This window comes from Pantoea sp. At-9b (assembly GCF_000175935.2).
Taxonomy (GTDB): domain Bacteria; phylum Pseudomonadota; class Gammaproteobacteria; order Enterobacterales; family Enterobacteriaceae; genus Pantoea.
On the sequence record NC_014838.1, the window covers coordinates 688,776 to 714,824 of the forward strand.

Sequence of the window (26,049 nt, forward strand, 5' to 3'; positions counted from 1 at the left end):
TGTCCACATTCCGGGTGCATATCCGCGGCAAAACCCTGTGGATAAACTTCTCCGGGCCGCGCCCAGCGGCCCCGGAGAAATATCAGGTCATTTATTGACCGCATGCGGGCTATTTGTCCTTAACGCAGCCAGGCCTCCGCCAATCGCGCCCAATAGGTCGCGCCCGTTGACAGGCAGGCATCATTAAACTGATACAACGGATGGTGCACCGCATAGTCCTCTCCGCCGGTGCTGGTGCCCAACCAGATATAGTTTCCCGGCACCTCCTCCAGCATAAAGGCAAAATCCTCACTGCCCATCAGCGGCTTGACCTCAGCGTATTCGGCAACACGTTCCGCCCCGAAGGTGTCACGTGCCACCTGAGTCGCGAACGCTGTTTCCGCCTCATGGTTGATAGTGACAGGGTAACCGAAATCCGGTTGAATGCTGGCGGTCAGACCAAAACTGGCAGCCTGTGCCTGTACCAGTTGTTCAATTCGCGCCTTGGCTTTCTCACGGACCCCAGCGTTGAACGTGCGCAGATTCAGCTTCAGTACCGCGCTGTCCGGGATAACGTTATGGGTGCTGCCACTTTGCAGGCTTCCTACCGTGACCACCACCGCATCTTGCGGATCAACATTACGCGACACGATGGTCTGCAACGCCATGACAATCGCCGCACCGGCCACGGTCGGGTCGAGGGTATTTTCCGGCGTCGCGCCGTGTCCCCCCTTGCCATGGAGCGTAATGGTCATGCTGTCGGAGGAAGCCATCAATGGCCCGGGTTTGGTAAAAAAATGTCCGGCAGGCAGTAACGGAAAATTGTGTAAGCCAAACACCGCATCACAGGGAAATAAACGAAACAGCCCCTCATCCATCATGCGCCGCGCGCCGCCGTAAGACTCTTCCGACGGTTGGAAAATCACATGCAGCGTGCCGTTAAAAGGACGTTTCTCCGCCAGATAGCGTGCAGCAGACAGCAGCATCGCGCAGTGCCCGTCATGGCCGCAGGCATGCATTTTGCCCGCCACCTGACTGCGCCACGGGAGATCGGTTAACTCCTGCATCGGTAAGGCGTCCATATCGGCACGCAATCCCAGACGTTTGCTGCCGTTACCGACCTTCAGCGTGCCGACCACGCCCGTGCCACCGAGCCCACGGTGCACCTCATAACCCCATGACGTCAGCAGTTCGGCGATACGATCACTGGTGCGAAATTCTTCAAAACCCAATTCCGGGTGCTGATGAAAATCACGACGGATCGCAATCATCTCGTCTTCGAATGCGAGAATTTCTTTAATCAACATGTTAAACCTCAGCTGTTACTCATCGGATAAAACGGGTTGTTCCCGCCACGCCAGTAAGGCCGACAATGACACCACTGCGCTAAGCAGCAGATACCATGCCGGAGCCATGGCATCGCCGGTGACATTCAATAACCAGGTGACGTTAAATTGGGCGAAACCACCGAACAGGGTGACGCCAATCGCATAAATCAGCGCCATGCCCGATGCGCGCACCGGGCGTGGGAAGGCTTCGAGAATCAGCAAAAAGAAAGCCACTGCCGTAATGTTGGCCAGCACCTGATCGAGGGTAATCAGCGCCAGAGTCAGCGCGAGAGGTGCGCCGTGCTGCAAACTGGCAAAGATCGGCCATACCAGTAATAACGAACCGCTGCCGCAGCCAAGCAACAGGGGTTTACGTCGAGGCAGACGGTCCGCCAGTTTTCCGGCAAAGAAAGGCACCACCAGGGTTAAGGTGGCGGCCATCAGGCTAATCCAGTAGGAGGTGGCTTCCGGCATGTGCAGGGTATGCACCATGTAGGCGGGCATGTAATAAACGATGATGTAAAATGTAGTGGTGCTTTTCATCACCAGCAGAATACCCAGCAACAGGCTGCGGCGATGCTCGCGCCACAGGCGACCTGCCGGTGTTCCGCCTGCCGACTCAACCGATGGCGTATGGGTTTCACGCAGGTGGCGACGGATATAAATTCCCACCGGCATAATCGCCAGGCCGACGATGAAAGGGATGCGCCAACCCCAGCTATACAGGGCATCATGACTTAAGCTGTGGGTTAATAACGCCCCCATCGCCGCGCCAAGCAATGCCGCACCGCCCTGGCTGGCCATCTGCCAGCTCACACGCACGCCCCGTTGCGACTTGCCTCCCGCCTCCATCAACCAACTGGTCGCCGCCCCTACTTCACCACCCGCTGAGAAGCCTTGTAGCAGACGCCCGGTAACCAGTAAGGCAGGTGCCAACATGCCGACTTGCTCCCAGGTCGGTGCGAAGGCGACCAGCGCTACGCCGAGCGCCATCAACGCCATAATCAGCGTCAGCGCCGCCTTACGTCCATGTTTATCGGCGTAGTGCCCAAGCACCAGGCTACCGAGCGGGCGCATAAAAAATCCCACGCCAAAGGTTGCCACCGCCAGTAATAACGAGGCGGAGTCGCTGTCGGTAGGAAAGAAAAGGTGTCCAATAATGACAGAAAAGAAGCTATAAACGGCGAAATCATAGATTTCGAGGCCATTACCCAGCGTCACCGCAAACAACGATTTTGCCTGGCTACGCCGGTTTACCGTTGCAGTGTCGCTGAAAGGAAGCGAAACCGCTGCCTGCGCCTCAGCAGGCGCATATTTGACTTTTTTCATACGCAAATCCTTCCAGTAACGTTTCATAAACGGTGGAAGGTGCACTATTGTCATAAATAAATTACATTTCAATCATGAGAAATTGTTATGCCCTGAGTTATCTGTCCTGAATGTTGCTGGTGCATGAGTTGCACCAGTGATGTGAGTAAAGCCTGAGGAAAGCATGAAAATAAAACTCAATCAGCTCGATGTCTTACTGGAAGTGGCCGCTCAGGGCAGCATTGGTAAAGCCGCGCGCACCCTGCACCTGACACAGCCCGCCATCAGTAAAACCATTCAGGAGATGGAGAGCGAAATCGGCATGCCCATCGTTGAGCGTTCTTCACGTGGGGTGACGTTGAATGAGTATGGACAGGTGTTGCTGCGCCATGCGCGCGATATTGATCGCTCTCTGAATCAGGCGCGTGAAGAGATTGACCATTTGCTGGGAAAAGCGATGCGTCAACTGCGTGTCGGTTTCACCTCCGCCGCCGCCTGGGGGCCATTCACCACCACGTTACTTCAGTATCAGCAACGCTTTCCCGGCGTAAAACTGATCGCGATGGAAGGACGTCCCCATCAGCTGTATGACGCGTTGGAGAATAATCGCATCGATCTCGCGGTGATCTCATCCACCGATGGGATGCTTATCGCGCCGATGTATTATGAAATGCTGTACTCGCTGAGCAACGCCATCATTGCAGGTAAACATCATCCGATTACCCATACCACTTCATTGCGTAAGTTGCTGGCATACACCTGGCTGGACTGGGATGAGCCGGGCGATCATTCGATTCTGGCGCAAGTGTTTCGTCGCTATAACCTGCCATTGCCGGAACGGGTGATCCACTGTTCATCCCCGACCATCATGGCGCGTTTGATGGACGAAGCTGAGATGGTCAGCATGTGGACGTCGGTACGACTGCGCTTTCCCGGTTATCAGGAAAGCCTGCGGCCGTTGTCATTGAAGGAAGTGCTACCGGCGACCGATATTGGCATCCTTTGTGCCAACATTGGCCGTCTGTCGACTGCCGGACACAGTTTTCTGGAGTTGCTACGGGTGATCAGCCGTGACTGGTTGCAGCAGAGTGACGCACGGGAAATGGTGGTAAATCAGACGTAAGCGTGTTTGTCAGGGGCGGTGGCTGCCCATGTTCCCGTTAAACTATGCTGAATCAAAACATTGCAGATATAGTTAATGCACTATGCAGCGCATCGTTAACTTCAGGGAAATGACGCAATGAGCTGGTTTACCCCATGGCCGCAGTTATCTCGTGTATTGATTCTCCTTGCCTGCCTGACGCTGATTTTGATCGGGCTTCACCTGTCGGCACACCTTATCAATCAGGTGCTGCTGGCGTTGCTGCTCTCCATCATGCTGGACCCGTTGGTGAGCTGGCTGGAGCAAAAACGTATTCCGCGTATCCTCTCCTCCCTGGCGATCATTTCGGTGCTGTTGCTGGTGATTGTCGTCACCATTATCAAACTCACGGTACTGACGCCCGATTTGATTTTGCTCAGCCGTCAGACGCCCCTGTTGTTAACCACCCGCTTGCAAGAAATCACCCAGGCGCTGGACCAGGTTGGCATTGCGCTGGCGCCGGATGAAATGCTGGCATTTATTGATGTCGGTGCCGTGGTGAAATGGGTGACCGCTTTCCTCACCCAAATTCCCGGCGTGTTGTCATGGTGGGTGATGGTGTTCCTGATGCTGTTGTTTATGTTGTATGAACTGCCGCTGTTGAAAAATGCGCTGGAAAAGCGCGCAGGCGGCAAGTCGGCGGCGCTCTATCATGCGCTTGATGACGGGATTCAGAGCGTGATTGTCTATGCCCGGGTCAAAACCCTGACCGGCATCTTTGGTGGGGTGATCGTCTGGGGCGGCGCGCAACTGCTGGGGCTGAAATTTGCCTTCTTCTGGGGCGTGTTGATGTTTGTGTTCAACTATATCCCGGTGCTGGGTTCGTTTATGGCCGCGATTCCACCGGTGGTGCAAAGCTATATCGCTTTTGATCTGGAAGTAGCGTTAGCAATCGCCGGTTTTTTCGTCCTGCTAAACCTGACGCTCAGTTCGGTGCTGGAACCGTTGATGATTGGTAAACGTCTCGATATGGCGCTGACCAGCCAACTGTTGGCTTTTCTGTTCTGGCAGGCATTGCTTGGCATCACCGGGGCCATCCTCGCCATTCCGCTGACTTATCTGATCAAAAAAGTCCTGCTGGCCAGCTATCGGCAACAGCAGGACTCGGCGTTATCAGATCAATGACTGCGTTTTAACCCCACGCCAGCCACGTGTCAGACGTTTCTCGATTTCGACGATGATAAAGATGGCGATACTGACGATTAACGAGATGAACCAGTAGTTAATCGGTAACGGACGGGTACCGAACAGCGTGTTCATCAGCGGAACATAGATGATGATGGCCTGGAGAATAATCAGCACCAGCGTCACCATCCAGATGCCTTTGTTTTTGACCAGACCGCTGTCGAGAGAGAAACCTTCCGAGTTGCGGCAGTTAATCATGTAGGCCCATTGCGCCGTCACCAGCATTTGCAGCAGCACGGTGCGGATAAACTCCTCACTGTAGCCACGCGGTTGCAGCCAGGCTTCCAGCACGAAGGCGCTGATTGAAATCAGTAAACCAACAAAGATGACACGCCAGATCGCATAGCCATCCATCACATGCGCTTTGACATTACGTGGTGGACGGCGCATGGCATTGGCTTCTGCCGGTTCAAACGCCAGACCAAATGACAGCGTGGCGGAGGTTGCCATGTTCATCCACAGAATCTGCACCGGCGTGAGCGGCAACAGGTTGCCCATCAGGATGGCGATAATGATCAACAAGCCTTGCGCCAGGTTGGTCGGCATAATAAACAGGATGGTTTTCTTCAGGTTATCATAAACCCGCCGTCCCTCTTTCACCGCGGCCGCAATGGTGGCGAAGTTGTCATCGGCCAGAATCATATCTGCCGACTCCTTGGTCACTTCCGTCCCTTTGATCCCCATGGCAATACCGACGTTGGCCTGTTTCAGTGCCGGGGCATCATTCACCCCGTCACCGGTCATCCCGACGATTTCACCGCTGGATTCCAGTGCTTTAACCAGCCGTAACTTATGTTCGGGGCTGGTGCGCGCAAAGATGTCATAGGTTTTTGCCGCCTGCGCCAGCTCGGCATCATTCATATGCTCCAGTTCATAACCGGTCACCGCAGAATTGCTGTTGCCGATGCCCAGCATCTGCCCAATCGCCATCGCCGTTTCCTGATGGTCGCCGGTGATCATTTTGACGCGAATCCCGGCCTGCTGGCATTCGTGGATCGCCGAGATAGCTTCCGGGCGTGGTGGGTCCATCATGCAGCCCAGTCCCAACAGCACCATGCCATTTTTCAGTTCATCGTGGTCGAGCGTCGTCACGGGTGCTGACGTGGGTTTCCACGCCGCCGCCACGGTGCGCAGCCCTTCGCTGGCATAGGTGGTGATCGCGGCTTCCCAGTACGCCAAATCCAGCGGTTCAACCCCCTGTGGCGTTTGTTGCTGCTGGCACAGCTTTAACAACACATCCGGTGCACCGGTTAACACGATATACGACTGCCCCTCAGCGACACAGCTGACCGACATGTATTTATACAGAGAATCGAAGGGGAGTTTGCTGATGACCTCGACCGGTTGCTTGTGCGTAATCCCTTTTGCCGCCAGCACTTTCATCGCACCTTCAGTCGGACCACCCACGATCACCCAATGACCATTGGCATCCTGCTGTAGTTGGCTTTCGTTACAGGTATCCACCGCGCGTAAAAATTGCTGAAACAGTGGGTCGGTCGCCGCATTTAATCCGCTGGCATCGCCTTCGGCCACTATATCGCCTTTCGGTTCATAGCTGTTGCCGCTGACGCGCCATTTGCTTTTAGCCAGTACCACCGCTTTGACCGTCATTTCATTCATGGTCAGGGTACCGGTCTTATCTGAGCAAATGACCGACATCGCACCGAGGGTTTCAACGGTAGGCAATTTACGAATGATGGCCTGAACGCGTGCCATGGACTGCACGCCTAGCGAGAGAATGATGGAGATAATCGCGGGTAAGCCTTCCGGCACCGCTGCGACCGCCAGACTGATCACCGACAGCGCCAGTTCCGGGAACGGGATGTCACGCAGCAGCCAGGCAAAAATAAACAACGCCACCATCATCAACACGATGATGAAGAAAATGGCTTTGCCGAGTTTGTCGATCTGCACCAGCAGCGGCGTTTTCACTTCTTTCACCGAGCTGATCATCTCATTGATGTGCCCCAGCTCCGTCTCGCCGCCGCTGGCAACCACGACACCCGATGCGGTGCCTGAACTCACCGTCGTACCAGAGAATGCGAGGTTAAGACGATCACCGAGGGATTTTTCCCCCTCCAGCGTCGCGACGTTTTTTGACACCACCGTCGATTCGCCGGTAAGAATCGCCTCTTCCACCCGGAGGTTATGCACATCAAACAGGCGTAAATCCGCCGGAATTTTATCGCCGGGGCGCAACATCACAACATCCCCCGGCACGATATCCTGCGTGGCAACGGTGGTTTGTTTACCGTCCCGCACCAGAATGGCTTCACTGGCTAGCATATTTTGAATGCTTTTCAGTGATTTTTCTGCATTGCTTTCCTGAACAAAGCCAATTAATGCATTGATCACCGCGACGCCGATGATGACAAACGTGTCCACCCAATGCGCCATCACGGCGGTAATAAGCGCAGCGGCGAAGAGAATGTAAATTAACACATCTTTAAAATGTGCGATAAATTTCAGTAACGCTGACTTCTCAGCTTTTTGCGGCAGCGCGTTGGGTCCGTGTTTCTTTAAACGATCGCTGGCGTCGGAGGAAGATAAACCAGACGGTGAGCTTGCTAAGTGTTGGAAAGTTTCCTCTGTAGAGTACTGATACCAGGGCTGAACACCCTTATCCTGACCTTGAACATTTTCCATATCGACCCCTAGCTACTAAGCTATTGTTAAAATGAGTTTTTCTAAAAAAACACACATAATCTGAGGTAATTAGATTTGTAAGACACCTGCCGATATCATTATCTGAAAAAGCGATCTGACTAATGATTTGAATGAGATAAATTAAATCTAATCTATATTATCAGAATGGCAATGTTACTTTGCTTGCGCGGTCAGCCCCAGGTTGCATGCGCCGCTTGCCGATCTCCGTGCATAAAAGAATAAAGGTAAACAGTAATGGAAATACAAACGGTTAAGTTAGTTTGTGGCTTCGTCATCATGGCGGTGGTTGCCACAACGCTGGTAGGGTTGCTGACCTATGTGGTGGTGTCACATATTTCCTAGTGCCGCCACCCGATTAACGCTTCGTTGAATCTTAGCTACTTATATTATGGCGCGTTATTTTCAGGATGAGGGAAAAATAATGATAAAATACAAGGCTCTGCTTTTAGTTGCCTGTACGTTGTTAATTGTGGGGTGCGATGAAAAAAAAGAAGCACCGCCTCCCCAGCCTCGCGTCGTTAAAGCCTTCACGATCACCTCCGGCAGCGCCAGCAATGTGCGTGTCTTCCCGGCACGCATTCAGGCCGGGGATAACACCGAGCTGGCCTTTAAACGCGCCGGTCGCATCGAACAGCTCGATTTGCGTGATGGTATGGTAGTGAAAGCCAATCAGGTCCTTGGCCGATTGAATGACACCGATGCACGCTTGCGGGTGAAAGATCGGCAAAATAGTTTTCAACTGGCCGACCGGCAATATCAGCGTTTCCGCACCTTGTCCAATCGCAGCGCGGTGTCACAAGCGGATATGGATGTACAAAAATCCAACCGCGATGCGGCAGCCACCGCGCTGAAAGTCGCCCAGGAAGAGTTGCAATTTCTCACCCTCAATGCTCCCTTTGATGGCGTGATTGCCCGCGTCAATGTGCGTAATCATCAGGTGGTCGCCGCCGGGCAACCCGTCGCGCTGCTGACACGCGCAGATGTGCTGGATGTGATTTTCACCGTACCAGAAAGTTTATTTACCAGCCTCGATATTCAGAACGTCAGTTACCAGCCAGAAGTCCAGTTCAATGCCCTGCCCGACCGAACCTTCACCGCCAGTTATAAAGAACACAGTACACAAACCGACGCCGCGACGCTCACCTGGCAGGTGGTGCTGACCATGCCACGTCCCACCGATTTACCCAATGTGGCCGGACTGAGTGGGACAGTGCGTATTCAGCTGCACAATCTGCCAAATGCGCCGCAACAATCACAGGTGGTGATCCCCGGATCGGCGGTGTTCAATCCGGATCATAGCCCGACCAATCAAGCGCATGTCTGGTTGATTGTCGGTGAAGGCAACAATTTACACGTGAAGGATCAGCCCGTTGAAGTCGGCAATATCAGTGCCGAAGGGATTGAAATCACTGGCGGATTAAAATCCGGTGACCGTGTGGTATCAGCAGGTATTGGCGAGCTGCGCGATGGTGAAGCGATTCGCATCTGGACCCGTGAGCGGGGGTTATGATGCAGATTTTTGATAACTTTATTAACAAACCGGTCCGCATCTGGATGGTCATCCTGCTGCTGGGCGTTGGCGGGATCTACGCCCTGCTTAACATTGGCCGCCTCGAAGACCCGTTGTTTACCATCAAGGCCGCGGTGATTGTCACGCAATATCCCGGCGCATCGGCACAGCAGGTGGAGGAAGAAGTGACGTTGCCGCTGGAAAATGCCTTGCAACGTTTGCCTTCACTCGACAACGTCAGCTCGATTTCCAGTAATGGCCTGTCACAGATCACCGTCTCGATTCATACCAGCTACCTTGCCAATCAACTGCCACAAATCTGGGATGAACTGCGGCGACGCGTCGGGGATGCCGCTCTCCAGTTCCCACCCGGCGTTAATGCCCCCTTCGTCAACGACGACTTTGGCGATGTGTATGGCTATTTCTTTGTTATTTATGGCAAAGATTTCACCAATGATGAACTGCGCAATTATGCCGACCAGCTACGGCGCGATCTGGTGCTGGTGCCAGGTGTGGCAAAAGTGGCGGTGGCCGGGGTGCAGCAGGAACAGATTCGTATCGCCCTCTCCAGCACCAAAATGAGCAGCTACGGTATCACCCCGGCACGTGTCGCCGACTTGCTCAGCCGCAGCAATGTGGTGTCCAACGCCGGAAGCATTCGCCTTGAAGGTGAATCGATCCGTTTCAACCCGACCGGAGAGTTTCAGTCATTAGAGGATTTAGCCAATCTGCCGATCTCGCGCCCCGGCACCGCGCAAACGATCCATCTGCATGACATCGCCACCCTGTCACACGATGTCACTGACACGCCGGACAACCTCTACCATGCCGACGGTCATGATGCGCTGGCGATTGGCGTCTCTTTCGCCCCCGGCGTTAACGTGATTAACGTGGGCGATGCGCTGACCCAAAAACTCCAGGATTATCAACAGGACAAGCCCGCAGGCATCTCACTGAAAGTGTTTTATAACCAGGCACATGAAGTGAAGCAGTCGGTGGATGGTTTTATCCTTAACTTCCTGATGGCGCTGGCGATTGTTGTCGGTACGCTGCTGATTTTTATGGGGCTACGCAGCGGTATTGTCATCGCCGCCTCGCTTGCCTTTAACGTGCTCGGTACGCTGCTGGTGATGTACCTGTTTGGGCTGGAATTGCAGCGCATCTCGCTGGGGGCGTTGATCATCTCCCTGAGTATGCTGGTGGATAACGCCATTGTGGTGGTGGAAGGCATCAAAATCGACCAACAACGCGGCAAACCGTTACAACAGGCGACCACGCAGATGATCAAGCGCACTGCGTTGCCGTTGCTGGGTGCCACCGTGATTGCCATCATCGCATTTGCGCCGATTGGCCTGTCGCAGGATTCCACCGGGGAGTATTGCAAATCGCTGTTCCAGGTGCTGTTGATTTCTTTGCTGCTCAGTTGGATCACTGCGCTAACGCTGACGCCGGTGTTTATTAAATGGAGCGAAGCACGCCGCAAAGCCTTGCAACTGCCACCGCAGGATGATCAGTCGCCCTACCAGGGCGTGGTGTTCCGCGTCTATCGCAGCACGCTGGCCGGATTGATCCGTATACGTTGGCTGACCATCACCGTGATGGTGGCCTGCCTGGCAGCATCGCTGTACGGTTTCACCTTTGTGAAACAGAACTTTTTCCCCTCCTCCAATACGCCGATTTTCTTTACTGACCTCTGGCTGCCGTATGGAACGGATATCAATTTCACCGCCGCAACGGCAGCAGAAATCGAGCGATTTATTAACCAGGAACCGGGCGTGGATGCCACGGTCACCACTATAGGCCAAGGGGCGATGCGCTTTACCCTGACCTATGATGCAACACGGCAATACAGTAATTACGCGCAAATTATGGTGCGGGTTAAAGATGGCCGGCAACTGGAACGCATTGCGCTGGCTACCGAACATTATATTCAACAGCAATATCCGCAGGTGAATGAGCGAATCAAACGCATCCAGTTTGGCAGCGCCAGTGACAGTGCGATTGCGCTGCGCGTTATCGGTCCCGACCCGGATACGCTCCGCCATATCGCCAGCCAGATTGATGGTATTTTCCAGGCAGATGGCACCACGTTCCCGGTGCGCAATGACTGGCAGGAACGCAGCAAAGTCATCCGGCCACAATACTCGGCATTACGCGGGCAGGAACTGGGGGTCGATAAACGCGATATCGACCAGGCGTTACGTATGAATTTCAGTGGTGACGCGGTAGGTATTTTCCGTGACGGCTCACGGCTGATTCCGATCATGCTATTCCCGGCACCGGAGGAGCGGCAGAATATTGATCATATCGCCAACATCCAGCTATGGAGCGCCTCGCTACAACATTTCGTCCCGCTGAGTAACGTGATTTCTGATTTCCGCCTCGAGTGGGAAGACCCGCTGATCATGCGACGTGACCGGATGCGCGTGTTGACGGTACAAACCGATCCCGACCCGGCGCAGGGTTTAACCGCAGCCCAGGTGGTGGCACGGGTTCAGCCGCAAATTGAACAGTTGAAACTGCCAGCGGGTTATCGTCTGGAATGGGGTGGCGAGCTGGAAAGCTCGCGGGAAGCGCAAAGTGGCCTGTTAAGTTCATTGCCAATTGGCTTCCTGGTGATGTTTGTGATCACCATTCTGATGTTCAATTCCCTGCGCGATGCCGTCGCAATTTGGATCACCGTCCCGCTGGCTTTAATTGGCGTGACTTGCGGCTTCTTGCTCACCGGCATTCCGTTTGGTTTTATGGCGTTGATTGGCTTGTTGAGCCTGTCCGGCATGCTGATCCGCAACGGGATCGTACTTCTGGAGGAAACTCGCCAGTTCCGGCAACAAAAACCGTTGCAGGAGGCGATTCTGGATGCCGCGACATCACGTTTGCGACCCATTTTATTGACCGCGTTCACCACGGTGCTGGGTCTGCTGCCGCTGTTACGCGATGTGTTTTTCCAGAGCATGGCTGTGGTGATCATTTTCGGGCTGGGTTTCGCCACCGTACTGACGCTGCTGGTGCTGCCGGTGCTGTATCGTTGCTTCCATGCCAGGGACGCTGCCGATGAATAATATTGGGTTGAATCTGCTGAAAACGCTGGCGTGCATGACGGCCGTGTCCTTTTTCACCCTGTATCAGAGTTATGATCGCTACAACTACAATTACAGCCTCGCGCTGAACATCCTGAGTTTTATCTCCACCATCGCCACGCCGCTCTACTTTTTGTTGAGCGGCTATCTGGATGCCGGACCGAAACACAGTCCGAACTGGCAACTGGAGAAGATCCGCCGCATTTTGTTGATTTTTCTCTTCTGGTTTAGCTTTTTCTGGTTTGCGGGAGTGCAAAATAAAGGCTATCTGATTCAGCCCTGGTTTGTGATTTCGCTGATTTTAATTTATGTCTCACAACCACAGATTGACCGCCTGCTGCTGTTCCCCGGCAAAATGGCGGCAATCATTTTTGTGTTGTTGCTGGCGGCGTTCCTCTACGACATTCTGGCCGTGCTCTACCCGAACACGCGCGCCTTCTCACTGTTGCCACAATATCGCATCTGGACCTGGGTACTGTACTACCTCTCGGGTCGTCTGATGGCGTTGCCGAGCGTGGTACAAATGCTGCAATCCGTCCGGGTAGTGAAACTCAGTCTGCTGTTATTACCGGCGGTCTATTTGTTTACCTGGCTTTATGAACGTTATTACTTTATTGCGCGCTTTATCACCACTGGCAATGATTTCGTCCTGACCGGCTCCCAGGTCTATTTTCTGGTGATCCTGATGGCGATTAGCGTCAACGCCATCACCGTGCCCGCGCACTGGAAAAAGGTGCCTGCGCTGTTCGCCACCCTCGGTAAAACCATGACGGGCGTCTACATCCTGCATTATCTGGTGTTTAACATCCTCGCCTGGGCAATTGCCATTCGTTCGCTGGCCGATAAGATCATGGTGATTGCTTTGACCGTCGTGGTTTCGATGATGATTTCACTGCTGTTGTTGCAGGTCCCGGGGGTGAAAAAGCTGATTAGCCTGTAAGCGGATGGCTGGCGGCACGCCGCACAGCCAGATGACGCGTTCACTCATCAAGGATGGGGGAAAAGCCACCGTAAATCATGCGCTTGCCATCAAACGGCATGTTTTCGCCCATTTCTTTCATGCGCGGGTCGGCCATCAGTTTTTCATTAGCTGCATCACGTACCGCTTTGGAAGGATACTCAATCCAGCTAAACACCACCGTTTCTTCCTCTTCCGCTTTAACCGCCATGCGAAAGTCGGTGAGCTTGCCGTCCGGCACATCATCCGCCCAGCACTCGACGATACGCGTCGCACCAAACTCCTTAAACAAAGGCGCAGCTTTAGCCGCCATGGCCAGGTACGCCTCTTTTTTATCCAGCGGGACTGGCACCACAAATCCATCAACATAGGGCATGGGAAATCCTCCGTCGTTAATGACGCGGCCAGTGGTGGCCGCGAAGATTAAGTGTACGTAAGATGTTCGACCTGGTTTTGCGTGACCGGTGGCAAAATGCTGACTCAGATATCCATCACATCACACATAAGCCATCCATAATGCCAGAGCGATGACTAAGCCCATGCCTAACACCGCGAAAGCAAAAGCATATGACTGATTTTTTGCCTCAGCCAGCGCTTGCGGTGACGTTTCAACGTTTGCAGATGCCGGATTCACAGGGCGTCTGGCGAGAATTTTATTAATGATTCTCGATTGATAGCCATAATTCCAGCGCAGTTCTTCCCCTTCTTTGACATCCTGAGCGGTAAAAAAAGTGACGAATTCTATTCTGTTCATTTCGGCATAGCGTGGACTGGATTTATCTAAGGTCGCCATGGCCAAAATATTCTCCACGTTATAGCCACTGGTTGCTTGTGTAATATCATTACCTGCCTGATTGAGTTCAAAAATGGTATTCATTTTTGCCATTGGATTATCCCCATCCCAAAAAAACTTGTGACTTACCCCTTCCCCTCCCAGGAGATTAATTTGCTTGTCGATATCAAGTTTTAAAACTTCATCCTCAGACATGACTTCGCCGCCATAGACACCTATGCAGGTCCCTTTTGCTAAATCTCGCGCAGCAACCAATTTTTCCTGGCCAATAAGACGTTGCTCGATAAATCGGCGATTAGGACTCGTTGATACATCATCGCTGGTGAATGCCTCTACCCGCACATTTTGTAGGTATAAATCTTTCCTGCTTGCTTCACTTAGCCCTGGGTCGATAAAGGATTTGAGTTTCGCCTGCGCATCCTGTGGCAGGGGACGCGTCTTATCGAGGTCATAAATCGTAAAACCTCTTAATTTGAATGGCGTGCCTGAGAGGCGAAAAGGAAATTTTCCCGCATTGTCCATGAAGGAAGATTGTCTGGCCGAAGGTTGGGATTGGTCTGAACTTGTTGCCACGCAGCCATTGATATCCCGCAACGTTGCAGGATTGTTTTTCACCATGCAGAAAAGATTGCTGCCATCAACCGTTCCAGCCGGGTCAGGATTGAGCCAACGCATTAACCACGGCAGATAATAGCGCCAGCCGTAATGAATTAACCCTGTTTTATCGCGCTCGTGACCGGCATAGCGATGGGTTTTATACTCGGCACCCATTTGACTACGCGTTAACCAGATCGCCGTCCCGCCGAAGGGATAATAGTCTTCCCTGCTAATCATTGTGGCGTCAGCCGCTATTTCCAGTCTGGCGTTACCATTGCGATCAGAAAAACGGTAGCGCACTTGCCGTATATGGGAATCGGCGGTTTTCGCTGATGTCCGATAATAAATCCGCGCGTTAGCCACATAAATCACCCGGTGGATTTCACCGGATCGGGTTTCGTCGTCGCGCGTCCGAATCTCAATACCGTTGAGGTAGCGGACTTTATAACGTTGTACCAAACGCGCGGCTTTCTGCTGGAAAGATTTCATTATACGCCTACCCTGGCTGGGGTAGCGGTAACACTCACTGAGAACGGGCTGCATGGTGTTTTCTCCTTTTTGGGTAACACCACCGAAGGTTACGGAGCAGGCATCCGATTAATAGCAAGTCGTTTCAATCCACAGCAGCAAATACGTTACAATGTCCTCTTGTTCATCAAGTCTCACGGAATTCTATGCGCATTATCATCGATCAGGCTGACCAGCCCTTCATCCAGAGCCTATGTGGCGAGAAAATTGACAGTATTGAAGCCGAGTCAGCGCGCGCCAGGCAATTGCATCAAGTGCTCCAGACCGCTCGTCAGCAGAGTCAACATGAAGCGGAACTGGACTGGAAACGTAGCGCGTTATTCCTCGCCCTTTTTGTGTTTCTCTATGCCGGATTGGGTGCCTCTCTGACGTTAGATCTCACCGCCAAAAGCTCCAGCCATAAGAGCATTGCTTACGCGCTGGAAGCCGTGCCGGTATTAATCGCCTTCTCCGGTTTTTTCCTTTCCTTGCTGTTCCTGTTTTTTACCCGCAGCAGCGCACGCCGGGCGCGTAACTGGGAACGCAGCATGCTGTTGCTGGAGAAGTACACCGCCTGCAACCTGAGCCATCAAATCAATGTGATGGGCGCGCGCACCACCCACTACTCTCAGCCGACCATCACTATTTCTCTGGCGTTATTTATCAGCGTGACCTGGGTGGTGATGTATAACTTTTTCACCTTTACCACCAGCGGCGTGATAGGCAGCGTTATCTCGTTGTTTATCAGCACCATGACCTATGTGATCCTCGATCTTCAGTTACTGAAGTCCGGTCAGCAGAGCGAGATTGATGAGCCATTGATCCCCGCTGAAGACGAAAAAGAAAAGCCCTAAGTCTGCGGCAACAGCGCGATGTCTCGCGCTGTTTTCATACCGTCTCAGGCATCACTTCCACCAGTATCAACGGACATTTCCTCACCCGACACGCCTGGGAGTATGCCAACGAGCACACCGCGCACAGATCGCGTTCCTCTGATTGATATTCATATTCGGTGAAATAACGAAACTGACCACGCTCAGGCTCGGTACGCCAGAAGCGCTGTGGTTCGAGAATTTCATCAAGTTGCCTGAAGGTCAGGGCCGAAGGGTTATGAAACCCCACTCTTACGCGATAAATAGTCATCCTGCGATTATTCGCACCGGGCCTTAGGTCTGCCAGACGGTATTGGTTTTCAATGCGATAGACTTCACTTATCACGCAGAGTGACAGGTTGGGTGTTCAAGGTTAAAGTGCTTTTTTTTGTCTGATTTCACGAGGGAAAATGAAACGCTTATTTGTTTACGGCACGCTGTGCCCCGGCCGTTCCAATGCACATATTCTGGAAGAAATTGGCGGAGAATGGCTTGCCGGGCATGTGACAGGCACCTTTTATGAACGCGGCTGGGGAGCAGCAGCGGATTTTCCCGGTCTTGTGCTGGACAAGAATGGCCCCGAGGTAAAGGGATACCTGTTTCTCTCTGACAACCTGGAAGCCCACTGGCCAATGCTGGATGAGTTCGAGGACGGTTATGATCGGGTTAAAGTGGATGTCACCACCGTTGAGGGCCAGCAGGTTACGGCGTGGGTGTATCAGCTGCAACCGCAGAATGCGTGATTAGAATCCCCCCGTGCAAAATCGGGTTGACGCCTCTGCCGCCGCCATTAATAATAAAAAACGGCGGCACGGTGGGTAGTGACCGTGACCGCCGGAAAAACGACTTACGATGTGGTTTATCTTGAGGGGATCGACGTTGGCGCGTCGACCCTTTAGTTTTTTCCACCAGCGCCGAACTAAAATCCCCACGGCATATCTGCTTTTACCTGTCATACCGCGAAGAAGTTATGCGAACACGCTGAAAATCACCTTCGGTCAACTGACAAGCTTACGAAATATTGTCATAACTTCGTCATTTACTGAAAATGACTCTCATTATCAATAATGATAAAATCCCGTCTCCACCCTCTCCCCCACGCCATGCAATTGATGATATGACCGATACCCATATTTTGATTGTCGAAGACGACGCCGAGATCAGTCGTTCGCTCGCGACTTTCCTACAGGCCAAAGGCTACACCGCCACCACCAGCGACTCCGCAGAAGCGGGATTGCTGTTTCTCAAAACCCACGCACCTGACCTGATCCTGTTGGACCTGATGCTACCCGGTGAAAGCGGCCTCGATTTTTGTCGCAAAATTCGTTCTCCAGACAGCCCACCAATCATCATGGTGACGGCGCTGGACGATCCAATTGATAACGTGGTGGGTTTAGAGCTGGGGGCGGACGACTATGTGATTAAACCTTTCGATCTCAATGTGCTGCTGGCGCGCATCCGCGCCGTGTTACGCCGCACCAGCGCGATAGAAACCGCACAAAAACCGGTTGGTGAAGCGGTATTACAATTTTCTGGTTTCACGTTTTATCCGTCCCGACGCTTTCTGCGCAGTCCAACGGGTATCCGCAAGCCCCTTACCGGCGTGGAAACCGATTTGCTGCTGGTGTTGTGTCAGCACGTCAAAAAAGTCCTTTCCCGCGAAGACCTGATTCAGTTAACCCGAGGCAGTGAAGCCCCGCTTTCCATGCGCTCCATCGATTTACTGATTAGCCGCTTACGCAGAAAATTGGTCACTGATGACACCAATGAAGAGTTTATCCGTACCTTCAGGAACAACGGCTATATGTTCCGACCGGACGTCAGGAGAGTGTGATGCGGCGGTTTTTTTCTACCACGTTAGGCCACATCCTGATCATTATTTCCTGTTCTACCGTGATCACCTTTCTGGCACTCAGCACCCTGCTTTTTATCCCTAAAGGTCCGCCCGGCCCCCCCTGGCCGTGGCAGACCACCTATCACATTGCCAGTGTGGTTAAGATTCTGCGCGGTATGCAACCTGAACAGCGCGCAGCCGTTCTGGATGCGACACAGCACGTTGACGGATTACTTTTCAAACTGGTGCAACAACCCACGCGTTGCACGACCGATACCTTTAATACCTGGGATCTGGCCAAAACCTTATCCTGGGAATTAGGTGATAAATATCCCGTGGCGGTGTTTTCCTGTAATGCCGCCAATCCACGCAAAGATATTCAGGTCATTATTCCGCTCGGCGGGTCACACCTTGAAGTGATGGTGGATAATATTGGTCGGGAGCCGACCCGTTTCACCTTCCCAACGTTCTGTGCCATCCTGTTTTTGCTCACTGGCATCATTGCCATGTCCGTCTGGGCCATCGGACGTATCATCAGCCCGCTGCGCAAAATATCCGAGAAGGCCGACCTGTTCAGCCGGGACCTCGCCGTGATGCCAATACAAGAAGAAGGCCCTCTCGAATTACGTCGCGTCGCTCAGACATTTAATCTGTTGCAGGAACGGATTGCCCACTCGCTGGAAAGCCGCAGCCGAATGCTGGCGGCGATCAGCCATGATCTGCGCACCCCCTTGACGCGTATGCGTTTATGCCTGGAAACCCATGCTTCCGAACGCGTCAGCACGAAATTGATCAAAGAAATCGATCTGATGAATAAACTCATCGGTTCCGCGTTAGCGTTTATCCGTACCGGTTCGGATGGTGAACAATCAGAATGGGTTGATCTCGATGCGTTACTGACCACCCTGAGTGATGAGTATGAAGATGCAGGCAGCGCCATCGATTATCACGGCCAGCCAGGGCTGGCAGTTTTCTGTAAACCCGATGCGATACAACGCGTTATCACTAATCTAATCGATAACGCACTGGCGCATAGCCATCAAATTGCGGTGCACACCACGCAAGCGGCAGATCAGGCGATCATTGAAATAATCGATAACGGTCCAGGCATTCCGGCAGAGATGCTGGAGCGTGTGAAGGAACCTTTTTTCCGTCTTGATGCCGCCCGCAATGAGCGCAAAGGGAGCGCCGGGCTGGGTCTGTCGATCGTGAACGACATTATAAAACTGCACGGCGGGACGTTTACGCTGAGAAATCACCTGCCGACAGGGCTGATTGCCCGAGTGGTGCTGCCACAGGCACCCACCCCTCCCTGATAATGTTATGAGGGAGGGGGTATCACGATTAATTCAGGGCAATACGTACCACATCATCAGGTTGTGTGGTCGGTTTATCATGACCAGCATCTTGCTTAACGCTAACGTACAGGGCATTCCCCTCAGCACTCAGCGCCAGGCTATTGGGATGTACCGGTAGCGCCACGCTGTTTTTCACTGCGTAAGTCGTGCCATCAATGATACTGACCGCGCCCTGATTGCGATGCGCCGCATAGATTTCATTGCGCTGCGCATTAAACAGCACGCTGAGCGTCTCAGGCACCGCAATATGATTCATCACCTTGCCGTTCTGAGTATCGATGACAAAAACACCCGCCACCTTATTATCCGCTACAAATGCCCGCTGTCCCGTGCTATCCAGGCTGATATTCATCAGCAGATGTTCCTGGCTATCGGCAACGATGCGGGTACGGGATATCACCTGATTATGCGTGGTATCGATGGTGATAAAGTCGCCATCTGCGTTGCTGGTATAGAGACGGTGGTTGGCACTATCCAGCGCCAACCCGGTGTTCAGTTTGCCCAACCCATGCAGCGTTTGTTTCAGGGTGAGCGTATTGCCGTCGATGACCCATAACAGGCTGTCGTCACGCCCGACGCCACTGACATAAACGGTATTGGTGTTATCATCCACCGCCAGCTCTCGTGGCGCTGGCGGGCGTTTGTCATTGCGCTTTCCTGCTTTACCCGCTGCAGGGTGATCGCGTTTCTCTGTGTGCGGCGGTGGCGGTGTCAGTTGCACAACGCCTTTCACTGCACCGGTCTGAATATCTAACGCGATAACACAACCCTCAATGCTGCCGCCAAACCAGGCCGTCCCGGTGCGGGGATTGATCGCCGCACCGAACGGTTTTTTGCCGGTTTTAAACGCATGAATCACCTGCAAGGTTTTCGCATCCAGCTCGTAAACCACCCCGCCCGGATCGGTTTTCCCCTGGCTGGTCGCCACCAGCACGCTATGATTGGCAGCGCTGTAAACCATCTCATAAGCGCCCAGCCCGACGGGTTTTCTCACCACCGCCGTAGCGGCGAAACCGGGAGCAGCCATCGAAGCCAGCATGACAGCAATTAACGTCTTCAGCGGAAAACGTCCATAACCCATCTTTAGCATTATTATTTCCTCTTCTTTTAAAATTTATAGGTCAGGCTCAGGTTGTAACGACGGCCATCCTGGTTACCACCATAGGTGTCGCTATCAATATATTTATCCAGCAGGTTATATACGCCGGTGTTCATGCTTAATTGTTTGGTCAAGCGGAAATCAACGCCCAGATCAATTAATGAATACCCCGGGAAACCGGCAGTTTCAGAGGAACGGGAATTACCAGCATAATGCTCGGAGGTCTTGCCGCGATAATACCATCTCACCCAGGGGCTGATACTTTCTGACAAATCATAATCCAGTCGCGTACTGATCAAATGTTTGGGTTGCTGGTTAAGTGGCTGCCCTTCATATTCACCGGAAAGCTGTTTGGTTTCGGTGTAGGTATAAGACGTATTGAGGTGCAAGTCAGGACGAATATCCCAGGCAAAGGTGGTTTCAATACCGCGCATCATCGCTTTACTGACGTTATAATAAGACGAGACAAAATCATACAGCTCGCCATTATATTCACAGCCGTAAGAACCTGCGTCCCCAGTACATAAGGTTTCTAATTCAATTTTGTTTTTAAATTTACTGTAGAAACCGGTTACACCCGCTTTGATATTCTCATGCTGCCAGTTGAGGGAAAGCTCATAGTTGGTGCTGGTTTCCGGTTTCAAATCCGGGTTACCGATACTCACGCCATCCCTTTGCCCTGAACCCGCGGAGTCAGCCCAATTCGATGCCGATTGCCGCAGTGTCGGGTTTTTATAACCACCTGAAATCCCGCCCTTCAGAGTCCATTCCGGGCTAAGGGTCCAGATTCCGTAGAGTTTAGGCGTGATGTGGGAGCCAAATTTCTGGTTTTCATCTAGACGCAGGGAGGGAACCAGGTCGAAAGGATCGACAATCGTCCAGCGATCTTCAGCAAACAACGCCCAACTATTACGCGTCAGTTTTGACGCGGCATCACCACTCTCGGTTTTAATAACGTTGTTGGCATCCTTAATCTCTTCGTTGAGGAACATCGCGCCAAACGAGAGAGCATGGCTGTCCCCGAGATAAAGTTTCTCGATGGTATTCAGGGTGGTATTACGACCGATAATATTGCTACTGGAATTGCTTGAATCTTCTACCTGGACATAGGAGTTGGTTTCCAGAATGCCGTAGTAGCCTTTATGGGTGATACTGTAGTCATTACGGGTGTAGGTCCGATTCGTCGTGCCACCGGAAGTGCGAGGTGTCGATAACCGATCCTGAATGGCACGTGAGACATCAAAATCAAAGATGTTGTCGTAATTGGGGGTCCAGGTGACGCCTAAAGAACCGTTCTCCAGTTTGTTTTTTGGCGAGCCGCCATCGTAATCATCTTCGTTGCGTTGCTGGAACGTACCGTCGGCTTTCATGCTCAGGGTATCTTTGATCAACGGCCCTGCCACATGTGCACTGGTCTGATAAATGTTCCCGGAACGGCTGTGCTGCTGAAGGGTTGCAGACGTCCCCAATGAACCGTGCCAGTTATCTCCGCTGGATTTTTTGGTGATAATATTGATCACCCCACCCATTGCGTCCGAGCCATATAAATTCGAGGCCGGGCCACGAATCACTTCAATATGGTCGATAGCTTCAATCCCGGGCAGGAATTGATAGCCGGTTACGGTGGTATCAGATTGGCTTTCCCTGACATTCACCTTTTTTCCGTCCACCAGGATTAATGTATAATCGCTGGCCATACCGCGCATGGTAATTTCTTCCGAACCCACCCCACCGGTAACATAAACACCGGGAACATCCTTCAGTACATCAATCACGCTATAATAAGCGCGTTGATGAATTTGTTTGTTAGTAATTACGGTAACGGACGCAGCAGCTTTAGTGACATCCTCATCAAAACCCGACGCCGTCACTGTCATATTTCCTTGATCATTAGCGTCAGTGGTATTGAGTGTTTCATTCGCCCTGGCGGTCGCCGTGGTGAGTAAACATAATGTTATTGCGAGAGATAATGGTGAAAGATGCATGTATCCTTTTGCAGATGTTGTTTTCATTTATTTATTCTCACGTTTATTTTATCCAATAACGATCGGGTCAAGCCTGCCACCGGCGAGACAAATCCGTGTATTAATAGACACCCTGATATATAGCGAATATTTCTTAGATGCCTGTGCATCGAAAATGCACAGGCGTCAATTTACTTGAATAATAACGGCAACAGATTGCGCAGAGAAACGCGGATATTGCGACCATCATGAATTTCGCCCTGTTCAACAACGGTATGCGCGTTGATACCACGTTGTTGCAGGAAGGTTTTCATTAGATCAAACGTTTGAATCAGTGGCTCATCGCTGCCCACGCTCATAAACACCAATTTCATCTGTGCATCCGCATTGAGGTCGGGGATGAGCGCACCCAGTTTATTCATATCCGGTACACGGTTCAGGTCAGGACCGGTATAGCGTGGATAGTGCAGTTTGCTGTCGATTTGCACCCCGACGCCAGGCCAGGTCGGGAAGCCACCGCTGAAGGTGGCGATAGACGCAAACACTTTCGGGTTACGTGCGCCAGCCATAAAGCCCTGAGCACCTGGTGAAGAGAAGCCACCAATGGCGCGATGATCACGATCGGCCAGGGTACGGAAGGCTTTATCAACAAACGGCACCACGTTATCCACGATTGCCTGCGCGGCCTCGATATAACTCGGGCTGGTTTGGTTACCGCCGCCATGGAAGCTGGAGTTACCCAATGAACTGCCACCTGGTGCATCCGGGTCCAGCACCACCACAATCATCGGTTTGATGCGTTTGTCGGCAATCATGTTGTCGAGCAGGTTGAAGATAAAGGTATCTTCATTGGCGCGGGAACCATCGTGAGCACCCCCCAACGTCAGATAGAGCACCGGATAACGATCGGTCGCGTTGAAGTAACCCGGCGGCGTATACACAGTGAAGCGTTTTTCACTGTTCATAAAGGGGACGGAGGTATAGGTGATGCTACCTCGCGCAGCGCCTTGGGCGATAAAATCATCGGCTTTTGCACCGGGGATGGCGAACTCGTCACTTCCCAGACCGTTTTGCGCTCCCCCTTTACGACCAAATTCGGCCATCGCTTTTACGCCATCGACGATAAACTGATAGTGCCAGATATCCGACGCCAGCGGACCCACAGTCGCGCTCCAGGTGCCGTCTTGACCTTTGGTCAACGCTACATGGCTGTCGCCTGCAATACCGCCCGGCCAGCCACCTTGTACCTCGACTTTCGTGGCTTGCGGCGCGCGAATGCTAAACACCACTTTGTTATCCGGCAGCACTTTATACGGTTGCGGCGGAGGTGCCCATTTATGCGGGCCGCCCTTGCCACCATCATGCACCTGAGCGTGAGTATCATCAGCGGGTTGAGGTAGCGCAGCAACAGCCTGATGAGCGATGATTGCTGAGCAAAAAATGGCAAGTGCGCTCTTTGCTACGCCAGTTAATTTTTTATCTTTCATCTGAATCTCTGACTCATTGTGTGGAATTAATTGATAAGCTCAGATTCGCTATATTTATTGAACCGGTTGAAGCCGCGTTATAAATATATGCCTGACACTATTTACTGAACTTTCAATCCCAGTGCTAAATGCGCTGACAAGATAGCAGATACGACGCGTTAGGCAATCGTTGATGACAATGATTATCATTTGCAATGACAAAAATTCAACTCATTGATATGTAATGGTTAACTCACTTTTATCGCGGATTTTATCGGCAGGAAATGAAATAAAAATATAAATCCATGCAAATTCTCATCGGATGATAAGTTTGTGTCAGAACTGACATAAAGCAGACATAAATAACGATCTATTTTGTTGCGCGATAAATCGCACCGCTACAATCTGGCACCCTTTCGTAGCGACGCGATTTATCGCGTGTTTTTGGCCTTATAAATTCAACGCCCTTTATCACCTGCGGCAAACAGTGTTTTCTGCAGAATATCCACCAGGGTATTACAAAAAATAAACGCGCAGGCGGCAAACAGGGTTGTTCCAATTACCACCGGAAAATCACCGTCCAGCGCGGCATCAATTGCCAGACGCCCAACCCCATCCAGGCCAAACATTTTCTCGGTGACAATCGCCCCGCCCATCACCGCAGCCAGTTCCATCCCGGTAAGCACCAGTACCGGACTCATCGCCGGTTTTAAAGCATGATCAAAATACACCCGCCATTCCCGCACGCCTTTGGCACGCGCCGTGCGAATATAATCGTGATTAAGCACCTCCAGCATACTGGCGCGAATCACCCGCTGAAAAATACCCACTTCGGCCAGTGCCAGCGTCAGCCAGGGGAGCAACAAATGACGCAACCATTGCCAGGGGTTCTCGCTTAGCGCGACATAGCCCCCCGCCGGAAACCACTCAATACCGTGCAGTGACAGTTGATAAAACAGAAAAAAGATAATCAACATGCCACTGAGAAAGGTTGGTAAGGACAGCGCCACGTAGGAACATAGCGCCAGAGCACGATCGACAAAGCGGTCACGATAACGCGCTGCCAGCACGCCGGTAATCAAGGAGATTATCATCCAGATCAGCAAAGACCCCAGTGCCAGTGACAGCGTCACGGCCACCTTATCCAGCACCAGTTGCGTGACCGGTGTCTGGAAGCGGAATGAATAGCCTAATGCCGGAGGCCAGTGCATCAACCCCACCGCCGTTCCCTGGATTTCCGGGCCGCGCCATAAAAAATAACGCAACTGTTGATACCAGGGATCGTCGAGATGTAACGCACGGGCAATGGCCTCAATCGCCTGTGGCGTAGCGTTACGCGGTGCCAGCATTACGGCCGGATCCTGATAAGCCACACGCGTCAAAATAAAAGCGGCAATCAGCACCAACAGCAACGTGAACAGCGCACGCAACATCGTCTGCGCTAACGAGTAGAATTTAAACATCAGCGCCGCTCCAGGTGAGGGTCGAAAATATTACGCAATCCGCTGCTGAGGCTGTTAAATCCCAACACGGTAAAAAATAACGCCAGCGCCGGGCCGACTAAAAACCACGGCTGCACTTGATACATCGCCGAACGCTGCACATCCGCAATCATATTGCCCAAACTGGCTAACGGTGCTGGCACCCCAACACCGAGGAAGGAGAGCGTCGCCTCTGCAATAATATTGGTTGGCAACTGAATCGCCCAATACACTCCGACAGTGGGCAACACGGCAGGCAGGATTTCACGCCATAGAATGCGCCAGCGCGTCATACCCATCAGCTCCGCCGCTGCAACAAATTCCTGATGGCGCAGCTGTTGCACCAGCCCACGCGTCAGGCGGGCGAAGTAACCCCAGGAGAAAAAGGTGATCACGGCAATCACCACCCATGCTGGATCCACTTTTACGCCGCCATCACTGCTGTGATTCAGGGCCAACAGGCTAAGGGCAGTGACGACAAAGGGAAATGACAACACCAGGTTGATTAACTGCTGGCAGAGCTGATCAATACGCCCGCCACGATAGCCACTCACCAATCCCACCAACAGGCCAATTACCATCGCCAGCGTGGTCGCCGGTAGCGCCACTAACAACGATATTCGGGTGCCATACAGGGTGCGCACTAACACATCTCGCCCGTTATCATCCGCACCCAGCGGAAAGGCGCGCGTCGGGCCGATCGGGATCCCCATATCGGACAAGGCGGTATCACGGAATTGTTCGGTTTCACTGTGTCCCAGCCAGACCGCAACCAGCGGCGCGCTAAATGCTGCAATGACCACCAGCACCACGATCATCAGACCGCGGCGGGCGCTATTCTCCCGCCAGATCCGGCGCAGTAGCCCGGCAGGCTGCGTCGTCGAGGACGGCAGACTCTCCGCCATCAGATGTTGCGCCATAT

20 protein-coding genes are annotated in these 26,049 nt (G+C 52.5%); 9 read left to right on the forward strand and 11 right to left on the reverse strand.

What is annotated here, in order from left to right; genetic code table 11:
• Positions 1-119 precede the first annotated feature (119 nt).
• Positions 120-1,286, reverse strand: coding sequence for a M20 aminoacylase family protein (locus tag PAT9B_RS23515; protein WP_013511793.1), 1,167 nt, complete (start codon positions 1,284-1,286; stop codon positions 120-122).
• Between the two features lie 15 nt (positions 1,287-1,301).
• Positions 1,302-2,636: an MFS transporter gene (locus PAT9B_RS23520; RefSeq protein WP_013511794.1), complete on the reverse strand. Its 1,335-nt coding sequence runs from the start codon at positions 2,634-2,636 to the stop codon at positions 1,302-1,304.
• A gap of 163 nt (positions 2,637-2,799) precedes the next feature.
• Here PAT9B_RS23520 and PAT9B_RS23525 point away from each other — a divergent pair, with 163 nt between their 5' ends.
• Together PAT9B_RS23525 and PAT9B_RS23530 are read left to right on the forward strand one after the other, a co-directional pair.
• Positions 2,800-3,738 (forward strand): LysR family transcriptional regulator, encoded by a 939-nt coding sequence (locus PAT9B_RS23525; protein WP_013511795.1) that lies wholly within the window; start codon positions 2,800-2,802, stop codon positions 3,736-3,738.
• Positions 3,739-3,855: 117 nt separating this feature from the next.
• Positions 3,856-4,881, forward strand: a complete 1,026-nt coding sequence (locus tag PAT9B_RS23530; RefSeq protein WP_013511796.1) for an AI-2E family transporter — start codon at positions 3,856-3,858, stop codon at positions 4,879-4,881.
• On the opposite strand, the gene PAT9B_RS23535 is transcribed toward PAT9B_RS23530, so the two are convergent.
• Entirely contained in the window at positions 4,870-7,587 is a 2,718-nt protein-coding gene (locus PAT9B_RS23535; RefSeq protein ID WP_013511797.1) for a cation-transporting P-type ATPase, read from the reverse strand. The two genes, PAT9B_RS23530 and PAT9B_RS23535, sit on opposite strands and share 12 nt — an antisense overlap.
• Positions 7,588-8,029: 442 nt before the next feature.
• Between PAT9B_RS23535 and PAT9B_RS23540 the strand changes: the two genes are divergently transcribed.
• The 3 genes from PAT9B_RS23540 to PAT9B_RS23550 are packed head-to-tail and all read left to right on the forward strand — an operon-like array spanning position 8,030 to position 13,138.
• Positions 8,030-9,118 carry an efflux RND transporter periplasmic adaptor subunit gene (locus tag PAT9B_RS23540; protein ID WP_013511799.1) on the forward strand — a complete coding sequence of 363 codons (1,089 nt, stop codon included), beginning with the start codon at positions 8,030-8,032 and terminating at the stop codon, positions 9,116-9,118.
• Positions 9,118-12,180: an efflux RND transporter permease subunit gene (locus PAT9B_RS23545; RefSeq protein WP_041526058.1), complete on the forward strand. Its 3,063-nt coding sequence runs from the start codon at positions 9,118-9,120 to the stop codon at positions 12,178-12,180. The genes PAT9B_RS23540 and PAT9B_RS23545 overlap by 1 nt, the downstream gene beginning before the upstream one ends.
• Positions 12,173-13,138: an acyltransferase family protein gene (locus tag PAT9B_RS23550; RefSeq protein ID WP_013511801.1), complete on the forward strand. Its 966-nt coding sequence runs from the start codon at positions 12,173-12,175 to the stop codon at positions 13,136-13,138. The genes PAT9B_RS23545 and PAT9B_RS23550 overlap by 8 nt, the downstream gene beginning before the upstream one ends.
• Before the next feature lie 40 nt (positions 13,139-13,178).
• Here the strand turns inward: PAT9B_RS23550 and PAT9B_RS23555 are convergent, their stop codons facing one another.
• Both PAT9B_RS23555 and PAT9B_RS29430 read right to left on the reverse strand, forming a co-directional pair.
• Positions 13,179-13,532: a DUF1428 domain-containing protein gene (locus PAT9B_RS23555; protein ID WP_013511802.1), complete on the reverse strand. Its 354-nt coding sequence runs from the start codon at positions 13,530-13,532 to the stop codon at positions 13,179-13,181.
• Between the two features lie 120 nt (positions 13,533-13,652).
• Positions 13,653-15,035: an RHS repeat-associated core domain-containing protein gene (locus PAT9B_RS29430; protein ID WP_190274676.1), complete on the reverse strand. Its 1,383-nt coding sequence runs from the start codon at positions 15,033-15,035 to the stop codon at positions 13,653-13,655.
• 185 nt (positions 15,036-15,220) lie between these two features.
• On the opposite strand from PAT9B_RS29430, the gene PAT9B_RS23565 reads away from it, so the two are divergent.
• Entirely contained in the window at positions 15,221-15,907 is a 687-nt protein-coding gene (locus PAT9B_RS23565) for a hypothetical protein (RefSeq protein WP_013511804.1), read from the forward strand.
• Positions 15,908-15,941: 34 nt separating this feature from the next.
• On the opposite strand, the gene PAT9B_RS29895 is transcribed toward PAT9B_RS23565, so the two are convergent.
• Entirely contained in the window at positions 15,942-16,196 is a 255-nt protein-coding gene (locus PAT9B_RS29895) for a hypothetical protein (RefSeq protein ID WP_071883930.1), read from the reverse strand.
• A 139-nt stretch (positions 16,197-16,335) separates the two neighbouring features.
• Here PAT9B_RS29895 and PAT9B_RS23570 point away from each other — a divergent pair, with 139 nt between their 5' ends.
• The 3 genes from PAT9B_RS23570 (at position 16,336) to PAT9B_RS23580 (ending at position 19,075) form a co-directional block, all read left to right on the forward strand.
• Positions 16,336-16,668, forward strand: a complete 333-nt coding sequence (locus PAT9B_RS23570) for a gamma-glutamylcyclotransferase family protein (protein WP_013511805.1) — start codon at positions 16,336-16,338, stop codon at positions 16,666-16,668.
• 374 nt (positions 16,669-17,042) lie between these two features.
• Positions 17,043-17,759, forward strand: a complete 717-nt coding sequence (locus tag PAT9B_RS23575) for a response regulator transcription factor (protein WP_041526059.1) — start codon at positions 17,043-17,045, stop codon at positions 17,757-17,759.
• On the forward strand, positions 17,759-19,075 hold the full coding sequence (locus PAT9B_RS23580; protein WP_013511807.1) for a HAMP domain-containing sensor histidine kinase: 1,317 nt from the start codon (positions 17,759-17,761) through the stop codon (positions 19,073-19,075). Before PAT9B_RS23575 ends, PAT9B_RS23580 begins: the two co-directional genes overlap by 1 nt.
• A gap of 28 nt (positions 19,076-19,103) precedes the next feature.
• On the opposite strand, the gene PAT9B_RS23585 is transcribed toward PAT9B_RS23580, so the two are convergent.
• The 5 genes from PAT9B_RS23585 to PAT9B_RS23605 form a co-directional block, all read right to left on the reverse strand.
• A complete protein-coding gene (locus PAT9B_RS23585) occupies positions 19,104-20,207 on the reverse strand; it encodes a YncE family protein (protein ID WP_013511808.1) in 1,104 nt (367 codons plus the stop codon).
• Between the two features lie 17 nt (positions 20,208-20,224).
• Complete coding sequence (locus tag PAT9B_RS23590; RefSeq protein ID WP_223300492.1) at positions 20,225-22,093, reverse strand: TonB-dependent receptor domain-containing protein; 1,869 nt, start codon at positions 22,091-22,093, stop codon at positions 20,225-20,227.
• Positions 22,094-22,371: 278 nt separating this feature from the next.
• A complete protein-coding gene (locus PAT9B_RS23595) occupies positions 22,372-23,667 on the reverse strand; it encodes an esterase family protein (protein WP_013511810.1) in 1,296 nt (431 codons plus the stop codon).
• A gap of 437 nt (positions 23,668-24,104) precedes the next feature.
• Complete coding sequence (locus tag PAT9B_RS23600; RefSeq protein ID WP_013511811.1) at positions 24,105-25,109, reverse strand: ABC transporter permease; 1,005 nt, start codon at positions 25,107-25,109, stop codon at positions 24,105-24,107.
• Positions 25,109-26,047, reverse strand: coding sequence for an ABC transporter permease (locus PAT9B_RS23605; RefSeq protein WP_013511812.1), 939 nt, complete (start codon positions 26,045-26,047; stop codon positions 25,109-25,111). Before PAT9B_RS23605 ends, PAT9B_RS23600 begins: the two co-directional genes overlap by 1 nt.
• Between the last annotated feature and the right edge of the window lie 2 nt (positions 26,048-26,049).